The following is a 23,409-nucleotide window of genomic DNA, read 5'->3' on the forward strand; positions in this document are numbered from 1 at the left end:
CAGACATAAAATTAATAATCACTTGACGGAGGAATGCAAAATGTACTCAGATGTTATGATCATTCCAATACTGCTAGCATTCGGACTTTCGCTCTGGGCTCAATTCCGGGTGTCCGGCACGTTTAAAAAATGGGCTAAGGTTCCTAATATGTACGGCCTCACCGGACAACAAGCGGCCAGACGCATGCTTGACTCCAATGGCTTGTACGATGTACCGATTGAGCCTGTACGAGGCACGCTGACCGACCATTACGATCCGATCAAGCGGGTCGTACGTCTGTCGGAACCGGTCTACTACGAGAACTCGATCTCGGCTGTATCCGTGGCTTGTCACGAAGTTGGTCATGCTATTCAGCATAAAGAATCTTATCCAATGCTTGTTCTCAGACACCGCATGTTCCCGATTGTCAACTTCGCCTCAGGCGTAGCTCCATTTCTCTTGCTCGCCGGCTTCCTGTTCGGCGCATTCAACTTGATCGGGCTCGGAATCATCTTCTTCTCGGCTGCCGTATTGTTCCAGCTGGTTACGCTGCCGGTAGAATTTAACGCAAGCAGCCGCGCCCGTAAAATCATGCTCCAGCAGGGCTTCATTAGCCAGACGGAAGAACGCGGCGTTGCCAAGGTGCTGAACTCAGCTGCATTGACTTATGTCGCGGCCGCATTGGTGTCCTTGCTGGAACTGCTCCGCTACGTCCTCATCTTTACGAACAATCGGGATTAAGGTATGCAAGCAGGATGTCGTGCACAAGCAATTCTCAGGCTGAACCGCAGTTAGCACGTAGCGAGGGCAGCCGTGTGAAATGATCTTACGATCGCTGTTATTCACGGATTTCTTTAATTGGACTAAGTTCTCACAAGGGGGAAATCCACTCACAAAGGCGAACGCTCCGCTTCTTCAGATTCATTTCACACTCTCGCCCTAACTTCGGCGCTTTTGTAGTTCAACCTGTATACAGCTTGCACATTACATTGCTGCATACTACATTGCAATAAGCTTGCCGCCTGCGGCATGCAAGCAGGAAAAATCGCGCAAGCTGCGATACGCCCATGTATCGCAGCTTGCGCGATTTGCTTTATACACGCACCAATGGCATATCGTGCGCCTACTTGCGCCCGATCGCACGATACTCCCGACCTTGCGCCTAACTTCGCTTGTCTGACTGGCATTCGAGTCTTTACTTCATCGGCAATCCCGTTTTACTCCCAATTTCACTCACTCTACATGAAAACCTACGAATTAGTTAACCTTAAGCGCAAAAATTTCATTTTATCCGCCACTCTACCAGTTTTCATGAATTTAAAGTAACCTTTTTTGCTACATACGTGTGATCCCCATTAGGTAGGTATGACCGTATTGGTGCGCGTAAAGCATACTTCATCCGGAACCCTTATACCGGATAAACAAGTCCTGTAGCTAGATACATGCCGAGCAATTCGAGCGGCTTTTGCTGTCATAAGTGCATTCGGCATGATAAAGCCGGGCTTTAAAAAGACTGCGTAGAAAGGGCATAAGTGTGAAGTGTGCTGAAGAAGCGACAGCGTTCGCCTTTGTGAGCGGATTTCTCCCTTTCTTAGTCCAATCAAAGAAATCCGCGAACAACAGTGATCGTAAGCACACTTCACACGTTGCCCCCGGCACGCAGCATTATTCAAGCCTGCATTTATTTTGCTGCGCACTTACAGCAATAAAAAAAGCCGCCGGTCATTGACTCGGCGGAGTATCGATCTGAAGTCCAAAATATTCGAGCAAAAAGGCTCTGAATGATTGCGCGACGAGCGGAAGCTTTTCATCTGCCCGATGGATAAGTCCGATGGTTCGTGTCACCTTCGGTTCTGATATTCTTACACGGCTCGGCTGCAGAGAGAAGCTCTGAAAAAGCGCCATCTCCGGCAGCAAGCTGACTCCCATACCGGCGGCTACCAAGCCGCGAATCGTATCCGTCTCCTCTCCTTCAAAGGCTATCTTGGGCGTGAAGCCCGCCTCCTGACAAGCCTGCCATACGATCGGCCTAAGCGAGTAGCCTTTACTGAACAGAATAAATTTCTCATCCTTTAATTGATTCAGCTTAATACTCTGCTCCCCTGCTAAAGAATGATTATTCGGCAGAATGGCTACCAGCTCCTCTGTCAGCACCACATTGCCGACCACCTGGTCATGATTTTCCGGAAACGGCGATATGAACGCCAAGTCCACCTCTCCGGACACCACATCCCGAATCAAGGTCGGATAAGTTCCTTGCCTGAATCGAAACTTCACATTAGGATACAGCTTCCTGAACTCAGCTACGACACTTGGAATCATGTGAATGCCCAAGCTATTGGGAAAGCCAAGCCTGATCTCTCCCTGCTCCGGATCCAGAAATTCATGCACCTCGTTAACCGCTCGCTCCAAATCCTTCAGAATGGCTTCAACCCTGCTGCAAAATAACTGTCCTACAGCAGTCAGGTATAAATTACGTCCTTTCTGCATGAACAAATCCACACCAAGCTCCTGCTCCAACTGATGAATCTGGCGGCTCACAGCAGATTGTGCCACATGAAGCTCTTCCGCCGCTTGAGTAACATGTTCCTTCCTGGCAACCTTCAGAAAATACTGCAATTGTCTTAATTCCACGAGTCCGATCGCTCCATTCGCATCTGTTCGTAACATCAGAATTAGCTCATGAAATGGCAGAGTAAGGGCTTACAAATCATATTAATTCTAATTTACCATGGCTTAGCCGGTCATTCAACGCCGTTTTAACAGTCTTATAATAAGTCCGTACAGGAAGAAGCCCGCAACCAGACCGCCAAAATGCGCCATCCAGTTAATTTGTGCTACCATGATACTGAAGACAATACCGATCATTAAAATACTGTAAAGGGTCTTCCTGGAGCTCTCATCCATCATATTCCGTTGGAACAGGGCTATATACAAAAAGGCGCCGTAAACCCCGTAGATTGCGCCAGATGCGCCTACAGACAGATGGGGTTCCAGAGTTTGCCGATAGACTTCAAGGCTAATCACATTAGCAATAACGCCGCTGCCTAAATACAACAACGCATATTTCCAGTGCCCGAGAAGCCGCTCCAGCGGCGGAGCAAACACCAGAATCGCAAAGCTGTTGGAGAACAGATGAGTGAAGCCCAGATGCAGAAACATGGAAGAGAATAGTCTCCAGTATTCGCTGGCGAAGGGCTCTACATTGGTTAAAGCCCCGAATCTCAGCTGTACATAGGAGTCCGTAGATCCGCCGCTGAATACGGTGATGAAGAACATCACGATATTGGCCGCAAGGATCAGGCAGGTTACCGGGTAATAGCGTAAATAGCTCTTCCAGTTCTCGTAGCGAATAAAAATCATACAATCCTTCCTTTACTGTGTAAACTCCTCAATTTCCTTCAAATTGGACAACCCCAATTTAAAACGATTATAATGAAGGCTGAATCCATTATCTCATGTTTAGGAGGAGAATCAAATGACTCAAGAACGCGGTAGCGTGGCAACATTTAAAGGTAATCCGATTACCCTTGTTGGTCCTGAATTAAAGGTTGGCGATCAGGCGCCAGACTTCAGACTGAATAAGAATCTCCTTGAGGAAGTGACCCTCCAGGATTTTGTCGGCAAAATCAAGCTGATCAGCGTCGTTCCTTCACTGGATACCGGCGTATGTGATGCTCAGACTCGCCGCTTCAATCAGGAAGCTGCAGCACTCGGCGATGATGTGGTCATTCTCACTGTCAGCGCAGACCTTCCCTTTGCGCAAGCCCGCTGGTGCGGAGCGGCCGGCGTGGACCGGGTCATTACTTTATCCGACTACAAAGATAATTCCTTCGGCAAAGCGTACGGCGTTTTGATCAAGGAATTTGCACTGGATCATCGTGCCGTCTTTGTCTTGGACCGCGACAATACGATCCGCTATGTGCAAGTCCTGAATGAAATGGGCGAGCATCCAGATTATGAGCAGCCTATCGCTGCTGTTAAAGAATTGCTCTCGTAAGAAATCGATCCGCTATGTGCAAGTCCTGAATGAAATGGGCGAGCATCCAGATTATGAGCAGCCTATCGCTGCTGTTAAAGAATTGCTCTCGTAAGAAATCTGTACATGAAAAAGCGAGCAAGGAGCCGTCTCCTTCTCGCTTTTTTTGGGTATATATCAGACTATTATTTCTTCAGCTTTATGGGGATGAAGCTTTCCATCTGTGCGGATCCTGTAGCTCTTATAATTTCCGGAGGCGTGATAATATGGCCCATGGCGTAGTGGTTCGTTCTTATATCGAGGGCAAAGGTATCCGATTCCTCGATCCAGGTCATTGCTTCTTTATACAGCCGCTCATTCTCTTCATAATCTCCATCTTTATAATGATAGGTCACATAAAATCCGCCATCAAAATCTAGAACTTCATATTCTTCGGCATCCATATAGTCCGTCAGAGCGTAAATCCAGACCAATCCCCCCTGCTCCGCATCAAAATACAAGAAGTCTCTTGGAGTGAAATTGTCACTCGGTCTTGGTCTGAGCTTGGAGAAATAGGCATCAAACTTACCGAGCACCCCATTTTCCGAGAAATCATTATGCGGATCCACTCCTGACGATGCGGCCTTGAACGGGGGTATTGAAATCACTCTGAATTTCATATTTTCACTCCTCTAATTAAAGTTCATTGCCTCAGCATTACAAAATAATCTGAATAAGCAGATCACTATCTCGATTTTCCTTTATTGGAAATTCAGCGAATATGATATTTAACACTAAATAGCAAACAGGATAAAAAAAATAGGATGCCTTCCATGTCGTATGAATCGCTGAAAACAGGATCACATCCATGGGGGCATCCCCTATCGGGCATATTCGATTTTCCGATTAAGAAACCTTGTAGGAAGACAGCTTCTTATCCAGCATAGCAAACAAATGCAGGATATTGCGGTAATTAGCCCCCAAATCCCCGAAAGAACCGCGGGTTGCCGAGTAGATGTCAACACCGCAGCGCATAGGACCGGTCGCAACGATAGAAATGGTGATATCCATGATCCGGCCGAATTTTGTCCGCTTCTCCAGTGTAATCTCCCCGACTGACGGCACCTCATGCAGCACCTTGTATCCCGGAATCTTCTTCAGGGTCGCAGACACTTCATCAAACAACTTGTCTTTGGACATCTGATAATATCTGGTCTTCAATTCAGGTGATTTAGCCCGGTCACTCGTTCCATCCTGGCTACGGAAAATCCCTGCTAATGTTCTCTTAAATGACAACCTGTTCTTCCTCCTTTATGTATAGCGCCTCAAAACTGCACGTACATCCTGTTTATAGTGTAACATTGTTGGGACGCAAACAAAAGCCAAGTCATGAGGCGAAAAAACAAAAAAAGCGCAACAGATGCCGTTGTTCACGACAACTACAGCGCTTTCTTCAATAAAGATTGAGACCCGCCTATGCCGTCCGGTTTCACTGTCTCGAACCTGCACCCGCAGGTGGGTGACCGCAACTTCACTTTTGAAGTCCCCTCATCAACATGGATAGGGCATTTCAGCCATGCAGCAATATTGGTCTCCCGAGACAACCGTCATTGGTTCAAAACAACTTGGAACCGAAACGCACATCGCAGGACGTAAATCCATTATAGAACCTTCATTCCTAAAAGTAAACTTAGCGAACAAGGAAAATGTAACCATTTTCAAAACAATGATTAATTCCGATCCTTGTGCTCGCCACCTTCGGTTAATTCCTTGATCTCTCCATGTTCAATCACTGCTTCTGCGTCCTTATTCTCTGGATCCGCGCCTTCTTGTCCTTCTTCTTCCGCGGCTCTCATCTTCTCAGCCTTTTCTTGAATCTTGGCATACCCGTTATAGAAATTGAAGAAAGCCACAAGTGCGCTCAGCGAGGCAAATCCGAACATGATCAACCAAGTGAATCTAAAGGTTATCAGTCCCAGAAAGACTACGCAGAGAGCCGTCGACAATAGACGAAACGGCTTGATAATGCTAAGCAATACCGCATTCTTGATAATTTCCTTCGTAGACATATATAGATGTGTCATGATAGAGAAGAAATTGAACAGCGACAGTAAAAGGATAACCAGAAGCACCAGCATGATGATACCTATGACCTGGAGATTCTGCATCTCATTCATGTAGAAGAAATACGCAAAGTACATAATAACAATCAGAGCAGTATAGAAAATACCTCCAAGCATACTCTGTTTGTAATTCTCCTTGTAGCCTCTGAAGAACAGCTTGATAATACCGAGATCCGTCTCTCCCATTACCCATTTACGAACGACAGTGAACAGAGCAGCCGTCGCGGGAAAAATAGTGAAAGGCGCAAGAATTCCCATGGCATATAAGGTTGCAGTTTCTCCTTCCAGCTCCGAAATCTGCAGTACCTGCAATCTGATTACAAGAAAGAAAAAGAACGGCAGCGAGCATAGCATCCATAGCAGGTTGCTGCCCGAAATTCTCATAATCCATTCTGTGACTTTATAAAACCCGCCCATCATACCTCTTGGTTCCAAGTATAAATCTCCCTCCGCAAGTTAAAAATTTGTCCAAATCCTACTCTAACTATATCATGATTACATAAGTGCAATCCAGCGCCCAATGTGACATCTCCGGTAAGGTATTTCACCGGGTCTCCCCTAACACAGCAAAGGCTGTCTCCAGACATGAAGTTCATGCCGGAAACAGCCTTTTCATATGCTTTATTCGCTGGAATGATCGTCGCGTTTTGCCGGACGGCGATCCCCGCCGTTATAGTTCGAAGTACGCGGCTTCCGATCCGATGAACGGTAGGAATCACGGCCTCCATCCCGGTTGTAACCTTCTCTGTTATTGCTGTAACCGCCTTTATTGCCGTATCCGCCACGATTGCCGCCTTCACGGTTGTCACGGCGATATCCGCCGCCACCGCTGTTACGGTTGCCGTAGCCGGATGGCTTGCGTCCGCTCGAGCGAATGTCCGGATTCCGGCGCTTCACACGAATCGGCTCTTCTGGCGTCAATTCAATATTGGTCTTCTCATTCTTCTCACCTGTAATCAGCTTGAAGGCTGCTGCAAGCAGGTTGACCGAATCGTACTGCTCCAGAAGCTGGATCGCAATCCCTTTATACTCGTTAAGCTCTCCGCCTTCAACAAGCTCGATCAGGCGCTCTGCCGTAATGCGCTGCTTGCCTTCAATCGCTTCGGCGATGCTTGGCAAAGGCTTGCGGGCAATTTTATGTCTGGTAATACGTTCGATAAAATGAAGATGATCAATTTCACGAGGCGTAACGAACGACCAAGCCACGCCCTCTTTACCGGCACGTCCTGTACGGCCGATCCGGTGAACATAGCTCTCCGGATCCTGCGGCAGGTCGAAGTTCACGACGTGGGTTACGCCGGAGACATCGAGACCGCGCGCAGCGACATCCGTTGCTACAAGAACATCAATGCTGCCGTCACGGAATTTGCGCATAACATTGTCACGCTGATTCTGCGACAAGTCGCCATGAAGACCGTCTGCGGAATAGCCGCGTTTTTGCAGCGCTTCAGACAGCTCATCCACCCGGCGCTTCGTCCGGCCAAATACAATCGCAAGCTCCGGCGATTCCATGTCAAGCAGACGGGACAGGGCATCAAATTTCTGGCGTTCCTGAACTTCAATGTAAGCCTGATCGATCAGCGGTGCGCTAACTTGCTTAGGAATAACTGATACATGCTCCGGATTTTTCAGGAACTGCTGGGCAAGGCGCTGGATATTCGAAGGCATCGTAGCAGAAAATAGCATCGTCTGACGCTCTTCCGGCACCAATTTCAGGATGGATTGAATATCCTCCATAAAGCCCATGTCGAGCATTTCATCCGCTTCATCAAGAACAACGGTCTGAACATCATCAAGCTTGATCGTCTTCCGGTTAATGTGGTCCAGCAAGCGGCCCGGAGTACCAATAATAATCTGAGGCTTCTTCTTCAACGCGCGGATCTGACGGACGATATCCTGACCGCCGTAAATCGGAAGGGAGCGGGTTCCTTTAAACCGGGCAAGTTTGCCGATTTCCTCGGCAACCTGGATAGCAAGCTCGCGGGTCGGAGTCATAATCAGCGCAACGATGCGTTCTTCCTCTTTGGAAATCTTGTTAATCAGCGGCAGTCCAAAGGCTGCGGTCTTCCCTGTACCTGTCTGAGCTTGTCCGATCAAGTCACGGCCTGTCATAGCGATCGGAATGGATTTGGTTTGAATCGGGGTTGCTTCTTCAAATCCGAGTTCGGTAATGGCTTGCAGCACCTTAGGCTCTAGGCCGAATTCTGTAAATGTGTTCAATAGGTTCATACTCCTTCTATATAGTGGACATTTCCACCATCTTGACTGTATTCTTAAGTAGCATTCAAACGTTAATTAGGCTGTCCAACCGCATCCTAAAAGTTACATATGGATTGGCGTGCGATAAATACTTCTGAAGGTAAATCCGTTTTGAAAACAGGAAATAGATCTCTACTCAAGAATATCTAAAACATTATAGCACAAAACAATTCCAGAATACTAGCAAGCAGGTTGGGATACTCTTATTTAAATGAGGTGAACATTTGTGTTAAAGGAAATCAGGAACTGCGTAATCGTCATGATCGGAGCCGCTTGTATCGCGTCCGGATTCAACTTGTTCCTTGTTCCGAATCATCTGCTCAGCGGCGGCGTTTCCGGTCTGGCCATGCTGACAGGCTACTTTACTCCCTTCAATATTAATGCCATGTATCTTGCCTATAATGTGCCGCTCCTGATCGCAGGCTGGTTCATGCTGGGCAAGCGGTTCATTGGACTCAGCATCCTGTCCGTTGTCTCTGTGACCCTGCTGATGGCCGTCATTCCAGAGAAGATGGTTGCGTCCGACACCTTGCTATCCGCAGCCTTTGGCGGTGTGCTTGTCGGCTTCGGCAGCGGTATTTCCTTTCGCGTAGGCGGCTCCTCCGGAGGCTTTGATATTATCGGCTCCATCGTCACCCGCTTCCGGGACTACCCGATCGGCCAGATTATGGTTGCCATGAATGGCTTAGTCATTCTCGCCATGGGCTATCTGGATGGGAACTGGAACCTGGCTCTCGCCTCCATGATCTCGATCTACATCACAGGCAAGGTGCTTGACTACGTCTACATCAATCATGTGAAGATAACTCTCTACATCATTACCGAGCACACTGAGGCCATGCTTGAACAACTGTTGAAGCTGCCGAGAGGTGTAACCCTAATGAAGACGCAAGGCGCTTTTTCTCATAAAGAGAAGGATATGCTTATGACAGTTACTACCCGATATGAGTTAATTGAACTCAAGGAAATCATTAAGGCCACGGATCCAGCCGCATTCGTCAATATCGTTCAGACGGTCGGCGTAATGGGCTCCTTCCGCAGAAGGTAGTATTGCTTTTAGGCCGGGATGCAGGATTCTTTTTGGCTCCGAATGTGATATACTGACAGTAATCGGTTCCTTCGTCAACTTCATATTTTCGATCCGATTGCCTTTTTTCACAGGCTCAATGCTTTTTCTGTTTTAGGAATGATTCCGGTAACGAATGATTCTTGGAGGAAAGGGTGATGGTTGTGGAAATGGAAACGGTAAAGCTGGAACGTATCGTCATGAAGTGGTTTCCGGATATGCTGGCATGCCTTAACGAACGGGAGCTCAACTCCATGATCATCCTGCGAGATGGTTTGACCATTTTGGAACCGGAAGATGCGATGGAGATTATTCAGTTCAGTATTTGCGAGCATCAGAACTCGGCTCTGCTTCATTAACCTTTTTTTGTCTGCATGAAGCCGTTTTTTCCGCTTAGCGGAAGAGACGGCTTTTTATTATGACCTGCATCGGCTGCGAGCATTTACCATCGGGAAATCCGTTTATTCAGAGCTCAATCGGTTTATTATTACAAGATAAAGATCAGGTCAGCAATGGTAACAAAGATGTTCTTTATGAAAATAACGCATCAGCTATAATCAAGTCAGCGTACACAAGGGAGAGAAGACGATGAACATCCTATGGACACTTTTACTTCTGGCCTTGGGGACAGGCTCTGGAGGCGCCGCACCGAGCGATCAGGCGGAGGCTCCAAACGCCGCTAGACTTCCGGCTATTCTGCAAACATCTGTGCAGACGATCAAAGCAAACTATGCACAAGGTAAGCTGAACGATCCGCTGACACCCGCGGAATTGAATCCTGTAATTGTTCAAGCCGAAGCCCCCCAAGTGAAAGGCATTTATGTCACTGCATACAGTGCAGGCGGAGCCCGCCTCAGCACACTGCTGGATTTGGTCGATTCAACCGAACTGAATTCCATGGTCATCGACATCAAGGATGACGCAGGCTACATCACCTATAAGACAGACAATGCCACACTTCAGGAGCTGGGCAAGCCGCAGCCCTTTATTGGAGATATAGATGGTTTAATGACCAAGCTTAATGAACACGACATTTATCCAATCGCAAGAATTGTTGTCTTCAAAGATACGATACTTGCGAAGAAAAACCCGGAGTTATCCTTCCTGAACAAGGACGGAACCGTATGGGAGAACAGTAAAGGCGACAGCTTCGTTAATCCTTACAACAAGGATGTATGGGAATATAATATCGAGGTTGCCAGAGAAGCTGCCAAGCACGGATTCAAGGAAATTCAGTTCGACTATGTCCGGTTCCCGGAAGGCTTCGAGAAGCGGGCCGACAGTCTGAAATATGATAAAAATGAGCTGAGCCGGATTGACACGGTATCCGAGTTCGTGAAATACGCCAGGGAACAGCTGGAACCGCTTGGCGTGAAGGTATCGGTCGATATCTTCGGCTATGCTGCATCCGTACCGGCGGCCGAAGGGATCGGACAGGATTTTGTGAAGATATCCCAGCATGTCGATATTATCTGTCCAATGATCTATCCAAGCCACTACACAACCGGATGGTTTGGAGCCAAGGAACCGGACCTCGCACCTTACCAGACGATCAAAGGCGCGTCTGAAGACACGATTAAGAAGCTTGATCCGCTTGGAGAAGAAAAGCCGATTATCAGGCCATGGATCCAGGACTTCACCGCCAGTTGGTTGGGTAAAGGCCATTATACGAAATACGGCAAATTTGAAGTAGAAGAACAAATTCGCGCCCTCAAAGATTTGAATATCGATGAATACCTGCTATGGAATGCCAATAACCGTTATACCGCTGATGTTGCATACGAATAAGATCAGTTTCCAGCACTCATACTTTAAGTTAATCTAACAGCTTGCATGCAACCCGGGCCTCCTGCCCGGGTTTTCGCACGAAGAAACGGAGATAGCAATCCATGAAACAAACCTATTCCTTACGTCAAAAGCTGCGCCAATTCCTCGTTGTCCTTATTCCGATTCTGGTCACCCAGGTAACCTTGTCGCTCATGACCTTTTTCGATACGATGATGTCCGGGCATGCAAGTCCGGAGGATCTTGCCGGTGCCGCCATTGGCTCCAGCATCTGGATTCCCGTCCAGACCGGGTTAAGCGGTATTCTGATGGGAATCACGCCCATCCTCGCACAGCTGATCGGAGCAGGCCGGAAGGATAAAGTGGGCTACCACGTCCTTCAAGCACTGTGGCTGGCTCTTGGTGTAAGCGTCCTGGTCATTCTTGCAGGAAGCTTCACGGTCACACCGCTGCTGAATAGCATGAACCTGGAGCCGAAGGTCCACCATGTTGCTCTTTATTTCTTGACCGCTATATCAACCGGGACGATTCCCCTGTTCGGATACATCGTCATTCGTTCATTCTTTGATTCGTTGGGACAGACCCGGATATCGATGCTTGTCATGCTCATTTCTCTCCCTTTAAATGTCGGAGCAGGATATATTCTGATTTTCGGCCGACTCGGCTTTCCCCGCCTTGGAGGAATCGGCTCAGGAATTGCTACCGCCTTCACGTACTGGTGCATCTTCCTGATTGCGGCGGGAATTGCCCATAAAATGCGGCCCTTTTCCGAGTATGGAATCTTCCGCAAATTCCACGGAATTTCCTTGAGCAAATGGAAGGAGCTCCTGCGAATCGGAGTACCGATGGGATTTGCCATCTTCTTTGAGACTGCGGTCTTTGCGGCGGTCACATTGCTCATGAGCCGCTATGACACCTTGACGATCGCTGCCCATCAAGCAGCCAATAACTTCGCTTCAACGTTGTATATGATTCCGCTCAGCATCTGCATGGCACTGACGATCCTTGTTGGTTATGAGACCGGGGCTTCGCGTCTTAAGGATGCGAGACAGTATGCCCGGCTTGGCATCGGGATCGCCATCGGTCTTTCTCTGGCTACAGCCGTAATTCTGATGCTTGTGCGCGAGCAGGTGTCCGGTTTGTATTCGGACAAGCCGGAAGTCATCTTTCTGACTACGCACTTTTTGGTCTATGCCATCTTCTTCCAAATCTCCGATGCCATCGCAACCCCGATTCAGGGCGTGCTTCGCGGATATAAGGATGTGAATCCCGCATTCTGGATTACACTGCTTGCTTACTGGATCATCGGCTTGCCGCTAGGTCATGCCCTGTCCGTATGGACGGATCTTGGCCCTTATGGTTACTGGATCGGTCTGATTTCCGGCCTGGCTGTTGCAGCTATTCTGCTTCTGCAGCGTCTTGTCTTGATCCAGCGCAGAAAGGATAAGAGCATGCAGGCAAATCCAATCTGATTACTACAGAACAATCTTCAGACACTAAAAAAAGACTGTGCCCGCCGGTATGCAGATGCATGCCAGAGGCACAGCCTTTTTGAATTTAGGATTATTGCGACAAGCGGGCTGCTAACTCGTACAAGTCTTTATCGAACTTTTTCTTGGTTGAGACGACCTTCTCGATATCCGTCAGAATCATCTCTCCGCCGATCATACCGCACGCCTTGTTGGACTCGCCTGCAATTAGGCTGCGTACTGCAAAGTCGCCCAAGCGGCTTGCCAGGTTACGGTCGAACGGCGTAGGCGATCCTCCGCGCTGAATGTGGCCGAGTACCGTTGCGCGCGGCTCCAGCGAAGGCTGACGCTTCTTGATCGCTTCTACCACGTCATCTCCCTTGCCAACACCTTCAGCAACGATAACGATGCTGTGTCTCTTGCCATTATCGAAGTTCTGTCTCATCCGGTCTGCAACTTCGTTCAGATCAAACGGCATTTCAGGAATAAGAATGGTCTCCGCACCCGAAGCCAATCCTGCATGGAGAGCAATATCTCCGGCATGACGCCCCATTACCTCAACCACGGAAGCCCGTTCATGGGAAGACATGGTATCCCGAAGCTTATTAACAGCATCGACAACGATGCTTACCGCGGTATCAAAACCGATGGTGTAGTCGGTAAAGGAAATATCATTATCAATCGTTCCAGGCAGACCCATTGTCTTGATTCCCAGCTTGCTCAGCTTCTCAGCGCCATGGTAAGAGCCGTCGCCGCCGATTACGACCAGTCCGTCAATCCCGCGGGCACGCAGAATTTCTGCCCCCTTCTGTTGGCCTTCCGGTGTCTTGAACTCCAGACAGCGGGCGGATTGGAGAATCGTACCGCCCCGTTGAATGATATCTCCCACGCTGCGAATGTCCATGGCGAAGATATCGTTGTTCAGGAGACCTTGGTAACCGCGTTGAATCCCGTAAACCTCCAGCCCATAGAACAAGCCGCTGCGAACAACAGCGCGAACCGCTGCGTTCATGCCCTGCGAATCTCCTCCACTTGTAAGAACCGCAATCTTTTTCACTGCTGACATGATAATTCCTCCTAATGATTAATAAAGTGCGAGTTCAAAAAGCCAGCTTTTTGAACTACCTCTTAAAGGTGTTTTCGAATCCAGACGCTATTGACGAAGAAGAAGATCCGCATAAGAGGACTTCGCCGCATCAACCTCTTAGACGCACTGCGAATTTCAGGCTGTTCGCTGACCTTCGGATCCGATAAATACAACGCCAGCAATCCTTCTATGATCATCCGGTGAAATGAAGAAGCGGGCAGCTTCTTGATATCCCGGCGGGCCCCTTCCACTATAAAGGAAATCCGTTCCAGCATAGTTTCTCTATTCTCGTAATAGCTGCAAAAATTCAAGTCTCCGCCTATTTCATCCTCTGCCTGGTCAATAAGATAGTCAAGCATAATATGTAAACCGCACACATTCGGGAAATAGGCATGATGAATCGTCTGGGCACTGCTGTCGTCCAGCTTGTCATTGCCAGCCGCAAGGAATAGCATGAACACGCCCAGCGTCGAGCCTGTCGCTGCCGCAAATTCATTCCAGCGCAGCTCGGGGGTACGCAGCTTATGCTGCTCCCACCAGCTCAGGAGCGCCTCCTCACGGAGCTTCGGGTCAATATGCTTGTACACCTGAAGATCGCTGTACAGACTGACTAAATCGATGATGTAGGGCTGTGCAGCCGCAAATCCAGGTAATTTCGCAATGTTACTCCGGCACGTCATAACCAGTTGTTTCAGATACCCGCCATCATCCTGTTCTTCGCGTAGTGCATAGTAATCAACAAGCTCGGCATCAGGCTGTACGGCATCCAGCATACTCCGGTGCAGAAGACGGAAGTCATTCTGATCCATCGAAGTGCTTCGGTCACAAAGATTGTCCAGATAATCACTAATCGTCTGAAACGCAACAATTAACGGGATCAGCGCATCTCGTCTCTCCAGATTGGCTGCTGCATACACCGCTCCACCTTGACAGTGGAATTCCTTGGTGTTGATGCTGGCCAGTGCCTGACGTCTCAGCTCGGGATCAGGAATCTGATCGGCTGAACGCCTCCAGCTATTCAATTCATGACGAACCTCCGGCAGTATATACCGGTATACGCGGTTCATCATGGAGAGGGGTTCTCTCGGGAACTGATTGCGCCGCTGCTCAAGTTGTATCAATGTCCTGCCTCCGCTGCATGATTCTAATCGTAATCACATTCGTTAAAAAACCATTCTATATTATAATATGATCCCACAAATTGTACAAATAAACAAAGTCACAAGCTCAACCGGTTTCGAATCTGCTCCGGGCCCCATATCAGTCATAACTTAGACAGCTAATGAAAGCACTAGTATGCTATACTCTAGATGATTTGTCTTCATGATTCTAGATAGTCATATCATTAGACAAGAATGGAGCTCGAAACCGAACATGAACGATTCCAACCAATCCGAGATTCCTAGGCTTAGAGCCTTTAGCTTTACTATTTTCGGAACAAGCGTACTTGTGGCATCTTACTTTCCGCTTTTTTATGCCGGGCTGGGCTTCTCTAAAAGTCAGATCGGCTTGTTATATGCGCTCGGCCCAATGATATCGATTGTCGCAAATCTGCTCTGGAGCATTGCCAGCGATAAGTTCCGTACGATTAAGAAAATTATGATTATTTTACTATTGGGCGAAATTGTAATGAGTGCCGTGTTATCTGTCTCTACGTCCTTCTCGGTTATTGTGCTGATGATTACGATATTCTATTTCTTTTTCTACCCCGTCTTCCCGTTGTCTGACACACTCGCCATCAACGCGGCAAAAAGAGCGAACAAAAACTTTATCACGATCCGGATTTTCGGATCGATTGGCTACGCCTTTTTTGCGCTGTTTATTGGATATTTATTATCCTTTCTCGGCTCATCGCGTACGATGTGGGTTACAATCGGCATTGCAGGCATCGCGCTCCTGATCACCTTGTTTATGAAGGATCAGAGCAGTCCTGTTGCCAAAATGGACATGTCGGGAATCTGGGGAATTCTGAAGCAGAAGGAACTGCTCTGGTTCTTCGGCTGCGTGTTTTCACTTGCGATTGCCGTCCGAATGAACGATGCCTTTCTGACGGTGGCCCTGAACGACCTTGGCGCGAGTGAAGATATGATCGGCTGGTCCCAGCTCGCTTCGTCCCTTTCGGAAGTTCCGATCTTTTTGCTTCTGAGTATATACGGCGAGAAGATTAAAGACCTTCCTCTGCTGATCTTTGCCAGTCTCATGTTCGCCACGCGTTTCCTGCTCGTCAGTCTGGCTGATTCCGCCCTGGATATCATCCTCGTACAGACCTTGCACAGCCTGTCCTTCGGTGTCTTCTATGTAACGTCTATCCGTATGCTGACCCGTCTGATTCCAGATGAATACCGGGCAACCGGCATGGCATTGTTCACCATCGCCTGGTCCAGCGCCTCAGGTCTGCTGAGCGGCACGTTTGGCGGGATGGCCTTTGAGCAGTTCGGACGCGAGCGCTTCTATATGATTGCCGTAGGCTTTGCTCTGCTTGCCTGCATAGGCTTCGCCAGCAGATATTTGATTCGCGGGCCGCGGCCGACAATCGCCCCGGCACCTGCTGTTCATGAGGTAGAACGCAAGGATTTGTCGAAATAAATGTAGATAATTATTGCGGCTTGGCATAGGCATCTACACTCACTCCTTCCGGGATTGGAAATATATTAGTGTTGAATCCGGAAGGAGGGATACGAATGAGCGAATGTAATGTTGGCGGCGCTTTTTACACCTCAACTACAGTTATCTTGGTGCTTTACATTCTATTGGTCATTGTTTTGAGAACCTTCTGAGATAACTGGATTAAAATGAAAAGGAGCCTACAAAAGTAGGCTCTTACGCTGCTGCTATGTGTATAACAAAGTAATAACCAGCAATTCGTAGAGAACAAGCGTGAGAATTAGTTCGTCTTGATTGTAAAATGGATTAAAGAAAGCACGCGGGGTTCCATGATTGGGCACAGCTAAGTATAATAGCCCCCGATCGCATTTTACAATCCTGCCTGTAAAGACTTGTCCATCCATCGTTTCAATTCTGACATATTGATTCGTATAATGTCTGCAAATATGATGGAAATGTTCTCGCATAGACCTTAGCTTTTGGATTGAGCTTTCATCTGCACGGTATAGAACTTTCTGCTGATGCATTCCTTGTTGATAGCTCATTTGCGACTTCCTTCCGCTTGAAATTTATATATCTTATGCCTATATCGTTGCTTTGTTAATTGGACAAGCAAAAATAAACAAGTAAGTTTTAGGAGGATATTTCATGACCCAATCAAACTCGAGTCCCATTCTTGACGCCCTAAAATTCCGCTACGCCTGCAAAAAATTTGATTCTTCAAGGAGGATCTCTGACAATGACTTTTTGTCCATCCTTGAAGCTGCTCGGCTGTCGCCAAGCTCTTATGGCTTTGAGCCATGGAAGTTGTTAGTTGTTCAAAATCCAGAATTTCGCGAGGCGCTTCGGCCGCATGCAGGCGGAGCTCATAACAGCTTCAACGGAGCCAGCCACTTCGTCATTGTGCTTGCAAGAAAATCGGCTGATATGCGGTACGATTCAGACTACATAAGCCATATGCTGACCGGCGTCCAAGAATTGCCTGAATCGACAGCAGCCATGAAGCGAAGCAGCTTCGAGAGTTTCCAGCGCGAGAGCTTCAAGCTTCTGGAAAGTGATCGGGCCATGTTCGATTGGGCCGGCAAACAGACCTACATCGCCCTTGCGAACATGTTAACCGTTGCTGCTTCCATGGGAATCGACTCTTGTCCGATCGAAGGATTCAACCGGGCAGGCGTGGAGCAAAAGCTTTCTGAGCTCGGGTTGTTGGATCTTGAGCACTTCGGAGTATCAGTTATGGCCGGCTTCGGTTATCGTGCGGAGACAGCTCCACTGAAGACCAGACAGTCTATTGAAGAGATCGTCCAGTGGGCGTAATCATTTTCGGGCACAAAAAGAGCTCCGCAAATTTTAGGTTTGCGGAGCTCTTTTGCTTGCAATTAGTTTATTACTGACCCATGGTATTTCACAACTCGATGAACGGCAGGGTCGTAAATTTCGCGAACCGCTGCCAGCACCTCATCTCGGCGGGTGCACTCGGGACGGCTCAACCGACTCTAGTCTCATCAACCTGGCTCGCTTAGCCGGCAAAATGTCCGTAACGCAAGATTACGCACAAAAAAACACAGCCCCTAAGAGCTGTGTCTTTCAATATGTGCCTGGAACCAAACTTTATAAGTGATCCGGTAACCCGGAAGTGATCTTATAATTTGATTACGTTAGCAGCTTGAGGACCACGGTTGCCGTCAGTGATTTCGAACTCAACAGCTTGGCCTTCTTCTAGAGTTTTGAAACCGTCGCCTTGAATTGCGGAGAAATGCACGAATACGTCTTCGCCGCCTTCAACCTGGATAAAGCCATAGCCTTTTTCTGCGTTAAACCATTTAACTGTACCTTTCAAATGAACAACCTCCTAAAAATAATCGCCATCATTGACGAATAACCATATTATACTCTATGCCTTTTAACATTGCAACGTGACATTTATCGTAAAAAATGCCTATAGTCATTTTGTGCCGAATTTGGCCCCTTTTAGGTAAGACTTTGATTTGCCTTTCTTCATGTGCTGGGTTATCATTTTACATAAATATTTCATATATGAATGGTACAGATCGGAGTCGTTGAACATGATCAAGAAACACGAAATATACAAAAAAGACAAGTGGAACATGATGACGGTCGAGGTGCAGGGAAAATACATCGTATTGCGCGAAATTTCCGACCAGTGGGGCGAGGAAAGCCATACTTTTCTCAGCAGACCCGCATTGATGCATTGGGTACAGCAGCGTTTCCCTAAGGAAGAATATGCAGGCAAGGAAGAAGAATGGCACAGTATTATCGCAGCATTCAAGCAAGTGTAAGGTTTGCAGCCCTAAAGCCATAAAGAATGGAGCCGAATTCAATGGACCAGAGTTCCAGCCTGTTAGTATTTATTATTTCCGCATTTGCGCTCGGAATCGTCCTGATCCTGACCAAGGACAATATTCCGCCAAAGCTAAGGCGCGGATCCGCTATCGCCGCGATCGTCATGATCTCGGCCGCATTTATCCTCATGATTTACAGCTTCTTCACCCTTGGTTAGAGCCTGGTTGAAAGCCATCTTTTGATCACGAAGTGAATTAAAATTAGCCGCCGCAGGGCATCATAAGGAAATGTTTCCAGCCATGTTGAGAAGGGAGATTTCCAAACTTGATGCCTTTGCAGCGTCTATGCCACCTGCCGCTGGCGCTAAGTCTGCTGGTATCTTCAATCCCCAGCTCTGCAGCGTCGCACGGGTTACCGGCTACCAACCAACCGCCAATCCATGATTTAATCCAAAGGAGGATCAGCCCCATGAGTACATTGAGTAAACGTTCTGAAGCGAAAACGGAAAACACCTGGAAGCTGGAGGATATTTATCCTGATCAGAAAGCATGGGATCAAGCCTACGATGAAATCAAAGAACTGAAGAAAAAAGCAGCTGATTATGAAGGCAAGCTGACCGATGCGGACAAGATCAAGTCTGTATTCGAACTTGAGGACACGATCTCCGAGAAGCTGGAACGCCTGTACGTTTATGCTCACCTGAGCCATGATCAGGACACCACGAACCCTACATATCAAGCTTTATCGCAAAAGGCAAAGAAACTAAACGTCGAAATCGGAGAAGCGCTCTCTTTTATTACCCCGGAAATTTTGACGCTTCCGGAGCAGGAACTGGATGCTTTAATCGAATCCCCGACCCTCGCCGGATATAAATTCACCTTGCAGGAAATCAAACGCGAAAAAGCCCATGTGCTGAGCAAAACCGAAGAGGCGCTGCTTGCCCAGGTCGGCAATCTGTCACAAGCGCCACAGCATATTTTCGGCATGATCAACAATGCTGACATCAAATTCCCGAAAATAAAGGATGAGAACGGCAATGAGGTTGAGCTGACACACGGCAGCTACATTCAATTCCTTGAGAACCCGAACCGCGAAGTACGGCGCCGTGCATTCAAGGCCGTCTATGAAACCTATGCCAAGCAAAAGAACACGATCGCGGCAACGCTGAATGCGAATGTTAACAAAAATATGTTCTATTCCAAAGTCCGCAAGTACCCTTCTGTCTTGGAAATGTATCTCTATGGAGATAACATTCCTAAGGATGTCTACACCAATCTGATCGATACGATTCACGAAAGTCTGCCGCTGCTTCACCGGTATATGAATCTCCGCAAAAAACTGCTTGGCGTTGACGAACTGCATATGTATGACCTGTTTGCTCCGCTCGTTGAGGAATACAAATGGGATATCACATATGATGAGGCCAAGCAAATGGTGCTGGATGGTCTTAAACCGCTTGGCGACAACTACCTGGGTGTCCTGAAGGACAGCTTCGATAACCGGTGGATTGATGTTTACGAAAATGAAGGCAAAAGGACCGGCGCTTACAGTTGGGGCGCTTACGGTACACACCCATTTGTTCTGCTTAACCATAAGGATAACCTGAACAGCATGTTCACCCTTGCCCATGAAATGGGCCATGCGCTGCACTCCTATTTCTCTGACGAGGCATTGGATTACCGGGATGCGCAGTACACGATTTTCCTGGCTGAGGTTGCTTCGACCACAAACGAGGCCTTGCTGATGGATTATCTCCTTAAGAAATCCACCGATCCGAAGCAAAAAATGTATCTGCTCACCTATTATGCCGATCAATTCCGCACAACTGTGTTCCGGCAAACCATGTTTGCCGAGTTCGAGAAAATTGTGCATGAGCACGCCGAGAGCGGGGAATCGCTAACACCGCAGGATTTGTCCAAAATCTACTATGATCTGAACGTGAAATATCATGGCGAGGGCATGCATGTAGATCAGGATATTGAAATGGAATGGGCGCGGATTCCTCACTTTTACACCAGCTTCTATGTTTATAAATATGCTACAGGCTTCTCGGCAGCAACCAGCTTCTCGAAGCAAATTCTGGAGGAAGGCCAACCGGCTGTTGACCGTTACCTCGGCTTCCTGAAGAGCGGCGGCAGCGATTACTCCATCAATATTCTTAGCAAGGCTGGAGTGGATATGTCTTCTCCACAGCCAATCCGCGAAGCGATGAGCGTATTCGAGCAGATTATCGAGCAAATGGAGCAGTTAACCAAATAATCAGCCGGGGCTATTCGTTCCGTATAATCTATCCCTTGCCCAGATGGGCAAGGGATTTTATACTGTCGATAGAAGGAGGTGTTACCTCATATGAAAATGCAATGGTCCTTGATTCTTGCGCTGATCTTCGCTCTGATTACTGCCGTGTTTGCCGTTATCAATGTCGATCCTGTTCAGGTGAATCTGCTATTCGGTTCAGTTAGCCTGCCGTTAATCCTGCTCATCCTTGGCTCCACACTGCTGGGCGGCCTGATCGTCGGCTCTTTCGGCATCTACCGCGGATATCGCCTGCAACGGGAAGTGAAGCGCCTGAATGCAAAGCTTGTACATATCCAGGATGCCACAGGTTATGTCTGGCCTGCTGAGAATGCGTCCGATGCTCCTAAGAGCGAATCGGCAGAGGCTGTTGAAGAACAGCCGTCAAATCCCCAAGAACAATAAATACATGCAATTGCAGGAGGACTAGCCTAATGAAGATCCAACCCAATGAATCCTATATCCTTGATCTGCTCGTCAAGCTGCTCGACACTCCCAGCCCCAGCGGCTTTACCCGGGAGGTCATTCAAATCGTCCGCGAGGAAGCCGAGGCGCTTAGCATTCCTTTTTTCCAAAATGAAAAAGGCGGAGCCATCCTTACCCTGAAGGGCAAGGATTCCTCACGCAGGATTGCTATCAGTGCCCATGTGGACACACTTGGAGCCATGGTTCGTGCAGTCAATGGCAACGGTACGCTGGCAATTACTTCGGTCGGCGGGTTCATGATGAACAGTATTGAGAATGAATACTGTCAGATTCATACACGGAGCGGAAAGGTATATACAGGAACCATCCTGTCTTCGCACCCTTCCGTTCATGTGTACAGCGATGCTCGGGAGTTCAAGCGTGAAGAAAGCAATATGGAAGTCCGGATTGATGAACTTGTTGAAAATAAAGAGGACGTGCTGAAGCTCGGGATCTCTGTCGGCGACTTCATTTCCTTTGACGCCCGGCCTGTCGTTACAAGCAGCGGATTGGTAAAATCCCGCCATCTGGATGACAAAGCCAGTGTCGCCGCGTTGTTTGGATTGCTGGAATCAAGCCGCCGCGAAGGCTGGCTTCCGCGTCATGATCTTGTATTCTTGATCTCCAACTTTGAGGAGGTCGGCCACGGCGCCGCATGGATTCCTGAAGACGTAAATGAAATGATCGCCGTCGACATGGGAGCAATGGGCGATAATCTGAGCTGCAAGGAAACCGATGTGTCCATCTGTGCGAAGGATTCAAGCGGTCCCTACGATTACGAGATGACCGGCAGACTCATTGAGCTTGCCAAGGCGCTGGACATCCCTCATGCCGTGGATATCTATCCGTATTATGGCTCTGACGCCTCTGCGGCCCTGCGGGCAGGACATAACATTCGGGCTGCATTAATCGGCCCGGGCGTTCACGCCTCACATGCCATGGAACGGACCCATAAGCAGGCTATCTTTAACACGACCCGCCTGCTTGCCGCTTATGTCGCCGAATAATTGGCTTCATCGAACCATTAGACACAGAATAGCGGCTGCACTAGCAGCCGCTATTCTGCTAGCTTGTGCCGTACTTGCCATGCTGTTCTGGGCCAAAGGCAACTTGCTCCCTCATAATTACGCCTATCTTGCTTATCATTCGAAGGAAACCGGGATCACGCTCCATGCCCTGACTGTCCAGCCGGAGCAAATTGAACTGCGCTCCGCGGATCGTCCTTTGCGTGATTATCGGATCTATGGTATGAACGGCGGCTTCTTCTACCAGGATAGCGTTCTGTCCATTGCCGTCAATGGCGATGTTCCAGTCAAAGGCCAGCCGGGCGGTTACGGAACGGGCTGGTTCAACGCCAAATATGCGCGGGGCACCCTGGTCTGGGATACAGCAGCAGAGCAATTTTCGGTCCAGGTCGTCTCTTCTGCTGATGAGCTTGAGGTTGCAGACCGGAACCGCTACTTCGCCCAGGGAGGCATCAGCATGAATCTGGGCGATGAAGACGGTTGGGAAGCAGCGATGGAGCTGGAGCATTTGCCTTATCCGGACGAGAAACGCCTGCGCTCCGGATTAGTCTATGACGATTCCGGCCTGTTGTGGCTGATTGTTACGCCGGATCGCTGTACAGCCAAGGAATTCAGAGCCGCTATTACAGAGGGAGTTGCACCGGATCGAGCAAAGGAAGGGATCTTCCTCGACGGTGATGGCTCCTCTCAACTGAATTCCGCTGAGATCTCTCTATATGGCGACGCCCGCGAGCTTAGGCAGATTATCGCTATTCACTAATCAGGCTGTACCGTAGATAACACGTAACGGCATGTCCAGCAGGGAAGTGTGCCATAGCAAGGACAGTTAAACACCGAAAGGCGCGTTAGAGGGACAACGTGTGAAGGGCTGCTACGATCGCTGTTGTTCACGGATTTCTATGATTGGACTAAGTTCTAATAAGGAAGAAATCCGCTCACAAAGGCGACCGCTGACGCTTCTACAGCACACTTCACACTTATGCCCTAAT

General features: G+C 48.4%; 24 protein-coding genes and 1 other RNA gene. 15 read left to right on the forward strand and 10 right to left on the reverse strand.

Annotation, left to right across the window (positions count from 1 at the left end):
• The first annotated feature begins 40 nt into the window (after nucleotides 1–40).
• Nucleotides 41–721 (forward strand): zinc metallopeptidase, encoded by a 681-nt coding sequence (locus KQJ23_RS06380; RefSeq protein ID WP_216477891.1) that lies wholly within the window; start codon nucleotides 41–43, stop codon nucleotides 719–721.
• Nucleotides 722–1,702: 981 nt separating this feature from the next.
• On the opposite strand, the gene gltC is transcribed toward KQJ23_RS06380, so the two are convergent.
• Nucleotides 1,703–2,614 (reverse strand): glutamate biosynthesis transcriptional regulator GltC, encoded by a 912-nt coding sequence (gene gltC / locus KQJ23_RS06385; RefSeq protein WP_216478102.1) that lies wholly within the window; start codon nucleotides 2,612–2,614, stop codon nucleotides 1,703–1,705.
• A gap of 114 nt (nucleotides 2,615–2,728) precedes the next feature.
• On the reverse strand, nucleotides 2,729–3,343 hold the full coding sequence (locus KQJ23_RS06390; protein WP_216477893.1) for a rhomboid family intramembrane serine protease: 615 nt from the start codon (nucleotides 3,341–3,343) through the stop codon (nucleotides 2,729–2,731).
• 115 nt (nucleotides 3,344–3,458) lie between these two features.
• Between KQJ23_RS06390 and tpx the strand changes: the two genes are divergently transcribed.
• Nucleotides 3,459–3,980, forward strand: a complete 522-nt coding sequence (gene tpx, locus KQJ23_RS06395) for a thiol peroxidase (RefSeq protein WP_216477895.1) — start codon at nucleotides 3,459–3,461, stop codon at nucleotides 3,978–3,980.
• Nucleotides 3,981–4,144: 164 nt separating this feature from the next.
• Here the strand turns inward: tpx and KQJ23_RS06400 are convergent, their stop codons facing one another.
• The 5 genes from KQJ23_RS06400 to cshA form a co-directional block, all read right to left on the reverse strand.
• Entirely contained in the window at nucleotides 4,145–4,618 is a 474-nt protein-coding gene (locus KQJ23_RS06400; RefSeq protein WP_216477897.1) for a hypothetical protein, read from the reverse strand.
• A 226-nt stretch (nucleotides 4,619–4,844) separates the two neighbouring features.
• Nucleotides 4,845–5,234 carry a DUF1499 domain-containing protein gene (locus tag KQJ23_RS06405; RefSeq protein WP_044477818.1) on the reverse strand — a complete coding sequence of 130 codons (390 nt, stop codon included), beginning with the start codon at nucleotides 5,232–5,234 and terminating at the stop codon, nucleotides 4,845–4,847.
• Between the two features lie 167 nt (nucleotides 5,235–5,401).
• Nucleotides 5,402–5,593, reverse strand: a non-coding RNA gene (gene ssrS, locus KQJ23_RS06410) — 6S RNA.
• A gap of 75 nt (nucleotides 5,594–5,668) precedes the next feature.
• Nucleotides 5,669–6,496: a YesL family protein gene (locus tag KQJ23_RS06415; protein WP_216477899.1), complete on the reverse strand. Its 828-nt coding sequence runs from the start codon at nucleotides 6,494–6,496 to the stop codon at nucleotides 5,669–5,671.
• A 186-nt stretch (nucleotides 6,497–6,682) separates the two neighbouring features.
• Nucleotides 6,683–8,281, reverse strand: coding sequence for a degradosome RNA helicase CshA (gene cshA, locus KQJ23_RS06420; RefSeq protein WP_216477901.1), 1,599 nt, complete (start codon nucleotides 8,279–8,281; stop codon nucleotides 6,683–6,685).
• A gap of 265 nt (nucleotides 8,282–8,546) precedes the next feature.
• Here cshA and KQJ23_RS06425 point away from each other — a divergent pair, with 265 nt between their 5' ends.
• From KQJ23_RS06425 to KQJ23_RS06440, 4 genes are all read left to right on the forward strand, one after another.
• Nucleotides 8,547–9,368, forward strand: coding sequence for a YitT family protein (locus KQJ23_RS06425; protein ID WP_216477903.1), 822 nt, complete (start codon nucleotides 8,547–8,549; stop codon nucleotides 9,366–9,368).
• A 176-nt stretch (nucleotides 9,369–9,544) separates the two neighbouring features.
• The gene (locus KQJ23_RS06430) at nucleotides 9,545–9,745 is read left to right on the forward strand and encodes a hypothetical protein (RefSeq protein ID WP_216477905.1); all 201 of its coding nucleotides are present in this window, start codon (nucleotides 9,545–9,547) and stop codon (nucleotides 9,743–9,745) included.
• Nucleotides 9,746–9,974: 229 nt separating this feature from the next.
• Nucleotides 9,975–11,174, forward strand: a complete 1,200-nt coding sequence (locus KQJ23_RS06435) for a putative glycoside hydrolase (protein WP_216477907.1) — start codon at nucleotides 9,975–9,977, stop codon at nucleotides 11,172–11,174.
• Nucleotides 11,175–11,275: 101 nt separating this feature from the next.
• Nucleotides 11,276–12,643, forward strand: coding sequence for an MATE family efflux transporter (locus KQJ23_RS06440; RefSeq protein WP_216477909.1), 1,368 nt, complete (start codon nucleotides 11,276–11,278; stop codon nucleotides 12,641–12,643).
• A gap of 91 nt (nucleotides 12,644–12,734) precedes the next feature.
• Here KQJ23_RS06440 and pfkA read toward each other — a convergent pair whose 3' ends face one another.
• Nucleotides 12,735–13,706 carry a 6-phosphofructokinase gene (pfkA, locus tag KQJ23_RS06445; protein WP_216477910.1) on the reverse strand — a complete coding sequence of 324 codons (972 nt, stop codon included), beginning with the start codon at nucleotides 13,704–13,706 and terminating at the stop codon, nucleotides 12,735–12,737.
• A gap of 62 nt (nucleotides 13,707–13,768) precedes the next feature.
• A complete protein-coding gene (locus KQJ23_RS06450) occupies nucleotides 13,769–14,848 on the reverse strand; it encodes a tetraprenyl-beta-curcumene synthase family protein (protein ID WP_216477912.1) in 1,080 nt (359 codons plus the stop codon).
• A gap of 253 nt (nucleotides 14,849–15,101) precedes the next feature.
• On the opposite strand from KQJ23_RS06450, the gene KQJ23_RS06455 reads away from it, so the two are divergent.
• From KQJ23_RS06455 to KQJ23_RS06465, 3 genes are all read left to right on the forward strand, one after another.
• On the forward strand, nucleotides 15,102–16,313 hold the full coding sequence (locus KQJ23_RS06455) for an MFS transporter (RefSeq protein WP_216477914.1): 1,212 nt from the start codon (nucleotides 15,102–15,104) through the stop codon (nucleotides 16,311–16,313).
• 95 nt (nucleotides 16,314–16,408) lie between these two features.
• On the forward strand, nucleotides 16,409–16,504 hold the full coding sequence (locus KQJ23_RS06460) for a YjcZ family sporulation protein (RefSeq protein WP_216477916.1): 96 nt from the start codon (nucleotides 16,409–16,411) through the stop codon (nucleotides 16,502–16,504).
• 475 nt (nucleotides 16,505–16,979) lie between these two features.
• On the forward strand, nucleotides 16,980–17,648 hold the full coding sequence (locus KQJ23_RS06465; RefSeq protein ID WP_216477918.1) for an NAD(P)H-dependent oxidoreductase: 669 nt from the start codon (nucleotides 16,980–16,982) through the stop codon (nucleotides 17,646–17,648).
• A 325-nt stretch (nucleotides 17,649–17,973) separates the two neighbouring features.
• Here the strand turns inward: KQJ23_RS06465 and KQJ23_RS06470 are convergent, their stop codons facing one another.
• Nucleotides 17,974–18,171 (reverse strand): cold shock domain-containing protein, encoded by a 198-nt coding sequence (locus tag KQJ23_RS06470; protein WP_018750471.1) that lies wholly within the window; start codon nucleotides 18,169–18,171, stop codon nucleotides 17,974–17,976.
• A 226-nt stretch (nucleotides 18,172–18,397) separates the two neighbouring features.
• On the opposite strand from KQJ23_RS06470, the gene KQJ23_RS06475 reads away from it, so the two are divergent.
• From KQJ23_RS06475 to KQJ23_RS06500, 6 genes are all read left to right on the forward strand, one after another.
• Nucleotides 18,398–18,631 (forward strand): hypothetical protein, encoded by a 234-nt coding sequence (locus tag KQJ23_RS06475; protein ID WP_044477808.1) that lies wholly within the window; start codon nucleotides 18,398–18,400, stop codon nucleotides 18,629–18,631.
• Between the two features lie 26 nt (nucleotides 18,632–18,657).
• Nucleotides 18,658–18,852, forward strand: a complete 195-nt coding sequence (locus tag KQJ23_RS06480; protein WP_249529542.1) for a hypothetical protein — start codon at nucleotides 18,658–18,660, stop codon at nucleotides 18,850–18,852.
• Between the two features lie 251 nt (nucleotides 18,853–19,103).
• The gene (gene pepF / locus KQJ23_RS06485; protein ID WP_216477920.1) at nucleotides 19,104–20,894 is read left to right on the forward strand and encodes an oligoendopeptidase F; all 1,791 of its coding nucleotides are present in this window, start codon (nucleotides 19,104–19,106) and stop codon (nucleotides 20,892–20,894) included.
• 90 nt (nucleotides 20,895–20,984) lie between these two features.
• Entirely contained in the window at nucleotides 20,985–21,335 is a 351-nt protein-coding gene (locus tag KQJ23_RS06490) for a LapA family protein (protein ID WP_216477922.1), read from the forward strand.
• Between the two features lie 29 nt (nucleotides 21,336–21,364).
• Nucleotides 21,365–22,402, forward strand: a complete 1,038-nt coding sequence (locus KQJ23_RS06495; RefSeq protein WP_216477924.1) for a M42 family metallopeptidase — start codon at nucleotides 21,365–21,367, stop codon at nucleotides 22,400–22,402.
• Nucleotides 22,389–23,180 carry a hypothetical protein gene (locus KQJ23_RS06500; RefSeq protein ID WP_216477925.1) on the forward strand — a complete coding sequence of 264 codons (792 nt, stop codon included), beginning with the start codon at nucleotides 22,389–22,391 and terminating at the stop codon, nucleotides 23,178–23,180. The genes KQJ23_RS06495 and KQJ23_RS06500 overlap by 14 nt, the downstream gene beginning before the upstream one ends.
• The last annotated feature ends 229 nt before the right edge of the window (nucleotides 23,181–23,409 follow it).

Origin of the sequence: Paenibacillus brevis (assembly GCF_018919145.1) — a bacterium.
Lineage (GTDB): Bacteria > Bacillota > Bacilli > Paenibacillales > Paenibacillaceae > Fontibacillus > Fontibacillus brevis.

Bases quoted from the DNA above. Each gene is read 5' to 3' on its own strand.
- KQJ23_RS06430 (WP_216477905.1), top strand. From the start codon at position 9,545: ATGGTTGTGGAAATGGAAACGGTAAAGCTGGAACGTATCGTCATGAAG.
- KQJ23_RS06480 (WP_249529542.1), top strand. From the start codon at position 18,658: ATGGAGCCGAATTCAATGGACCAGAGTTCCAGCCTGTTAGTATTTATT.
- KQJ23_RS06435 (WP_216477907.1), top strand. From the start codon at position 9,975: ATGAACATCCTATGGACACTTTTACTTCTGGCCTTGGGGACAGGCTCT.
- pepF (WP_216477920.1), top strand. From the start codon at position 19,104: ATGAGTACATTGAGTAAACGTTCTGAAGCGAAAACGGAAAACACCTGG.
- KQJ23_RS06400 (WP_216477897.1), bottom strand. From the start codon at position 4,618: ATGAAATTCAGAGTGATTTCAATACCCCCGTTCAAGGCCGCATCGTCA.
- KQJ23_RS06500 (WP_216477925.1), top strand. From the start codon at position 22,389: ATGTCGCCGAATAATTGGCTTCATCGAACCATTAGACACAGAATAGCG.
- KQJ23_RS06380 (WP_216477891.1), top strand. From the start codon at position 41: ATGTACTCAGATGTTATGATCATTCCAATACTGCTAGCATTCGGACTT.
- KQJ23_RS06475 (WP_044477808.1), top strand. From the start codon at position 18,398: ATGATCAAGAAACACGAAATATACAAAAAAGACAAGTGGAACATGATG.
- KQJ23_RS06440 (WP_216477909.1), top strand. From the start codon at position 11,276: ATGAAACAAACCTATTCCTTACGTCAAAAGCTGCGCCAATTCCTCGTT.
- KQJ23_RS06465 (WP_216477918.1), top strand. From the start codon at position 16,980: ATGACCCAATCAAACTCGAGTCCCATTCTTGACGCCCTAAAATTCCGC.
- KQJ23_RS06455 (WP_216477914.1), top strand. From the start codon at position 15,102: ATGAACGATTCCAACCAATCCGAGATTCCTAGGCTTAGAGCCTTTAGC.
- KQJ23_RS06495 (WP_216477924.1), top strand. From the start codon at position 21,365: ATGAAGATCCAACCCAATGAATCCTATATCCTTGATCTGCTCGTCAAG.
- KQJ23_RS06460 (WP_216477916.1), top strand. From the start codon at position 16,409: ATGAGCGAATGTAATGTTGGCGGCGCTTTTTACACCTCAACTACAGTT.
- KQJ23_RS06490 (WP_216477922.1), top strand. From the start codon at position 20,985: ATGAAAATGCAATGGTCCTTGATTCTTGCGCTGATCTTCGCTCTGATT.
- tpx (WP_216477895.1), top strand. From the start codon at position 3,459: ATGACTCAAGAACGCGGTAGCGTGGCAACATTTAAAGGTAATCCGATT.
- KQJ23_RS06390 (WP_216477893.1), bottom strand. From the start codon at position 3,343: ATGATTTTTATTCGCTACGAGAACTGGAAGAGCTATTTACGCTATTAC.
- pfkA (WP_216477910.1), bottom strand. From the start codon at position 13,706: ATGTCAGCAGTGAAAAAGATTGCGGTTCTTACAAGTGGAGGAGATTCG.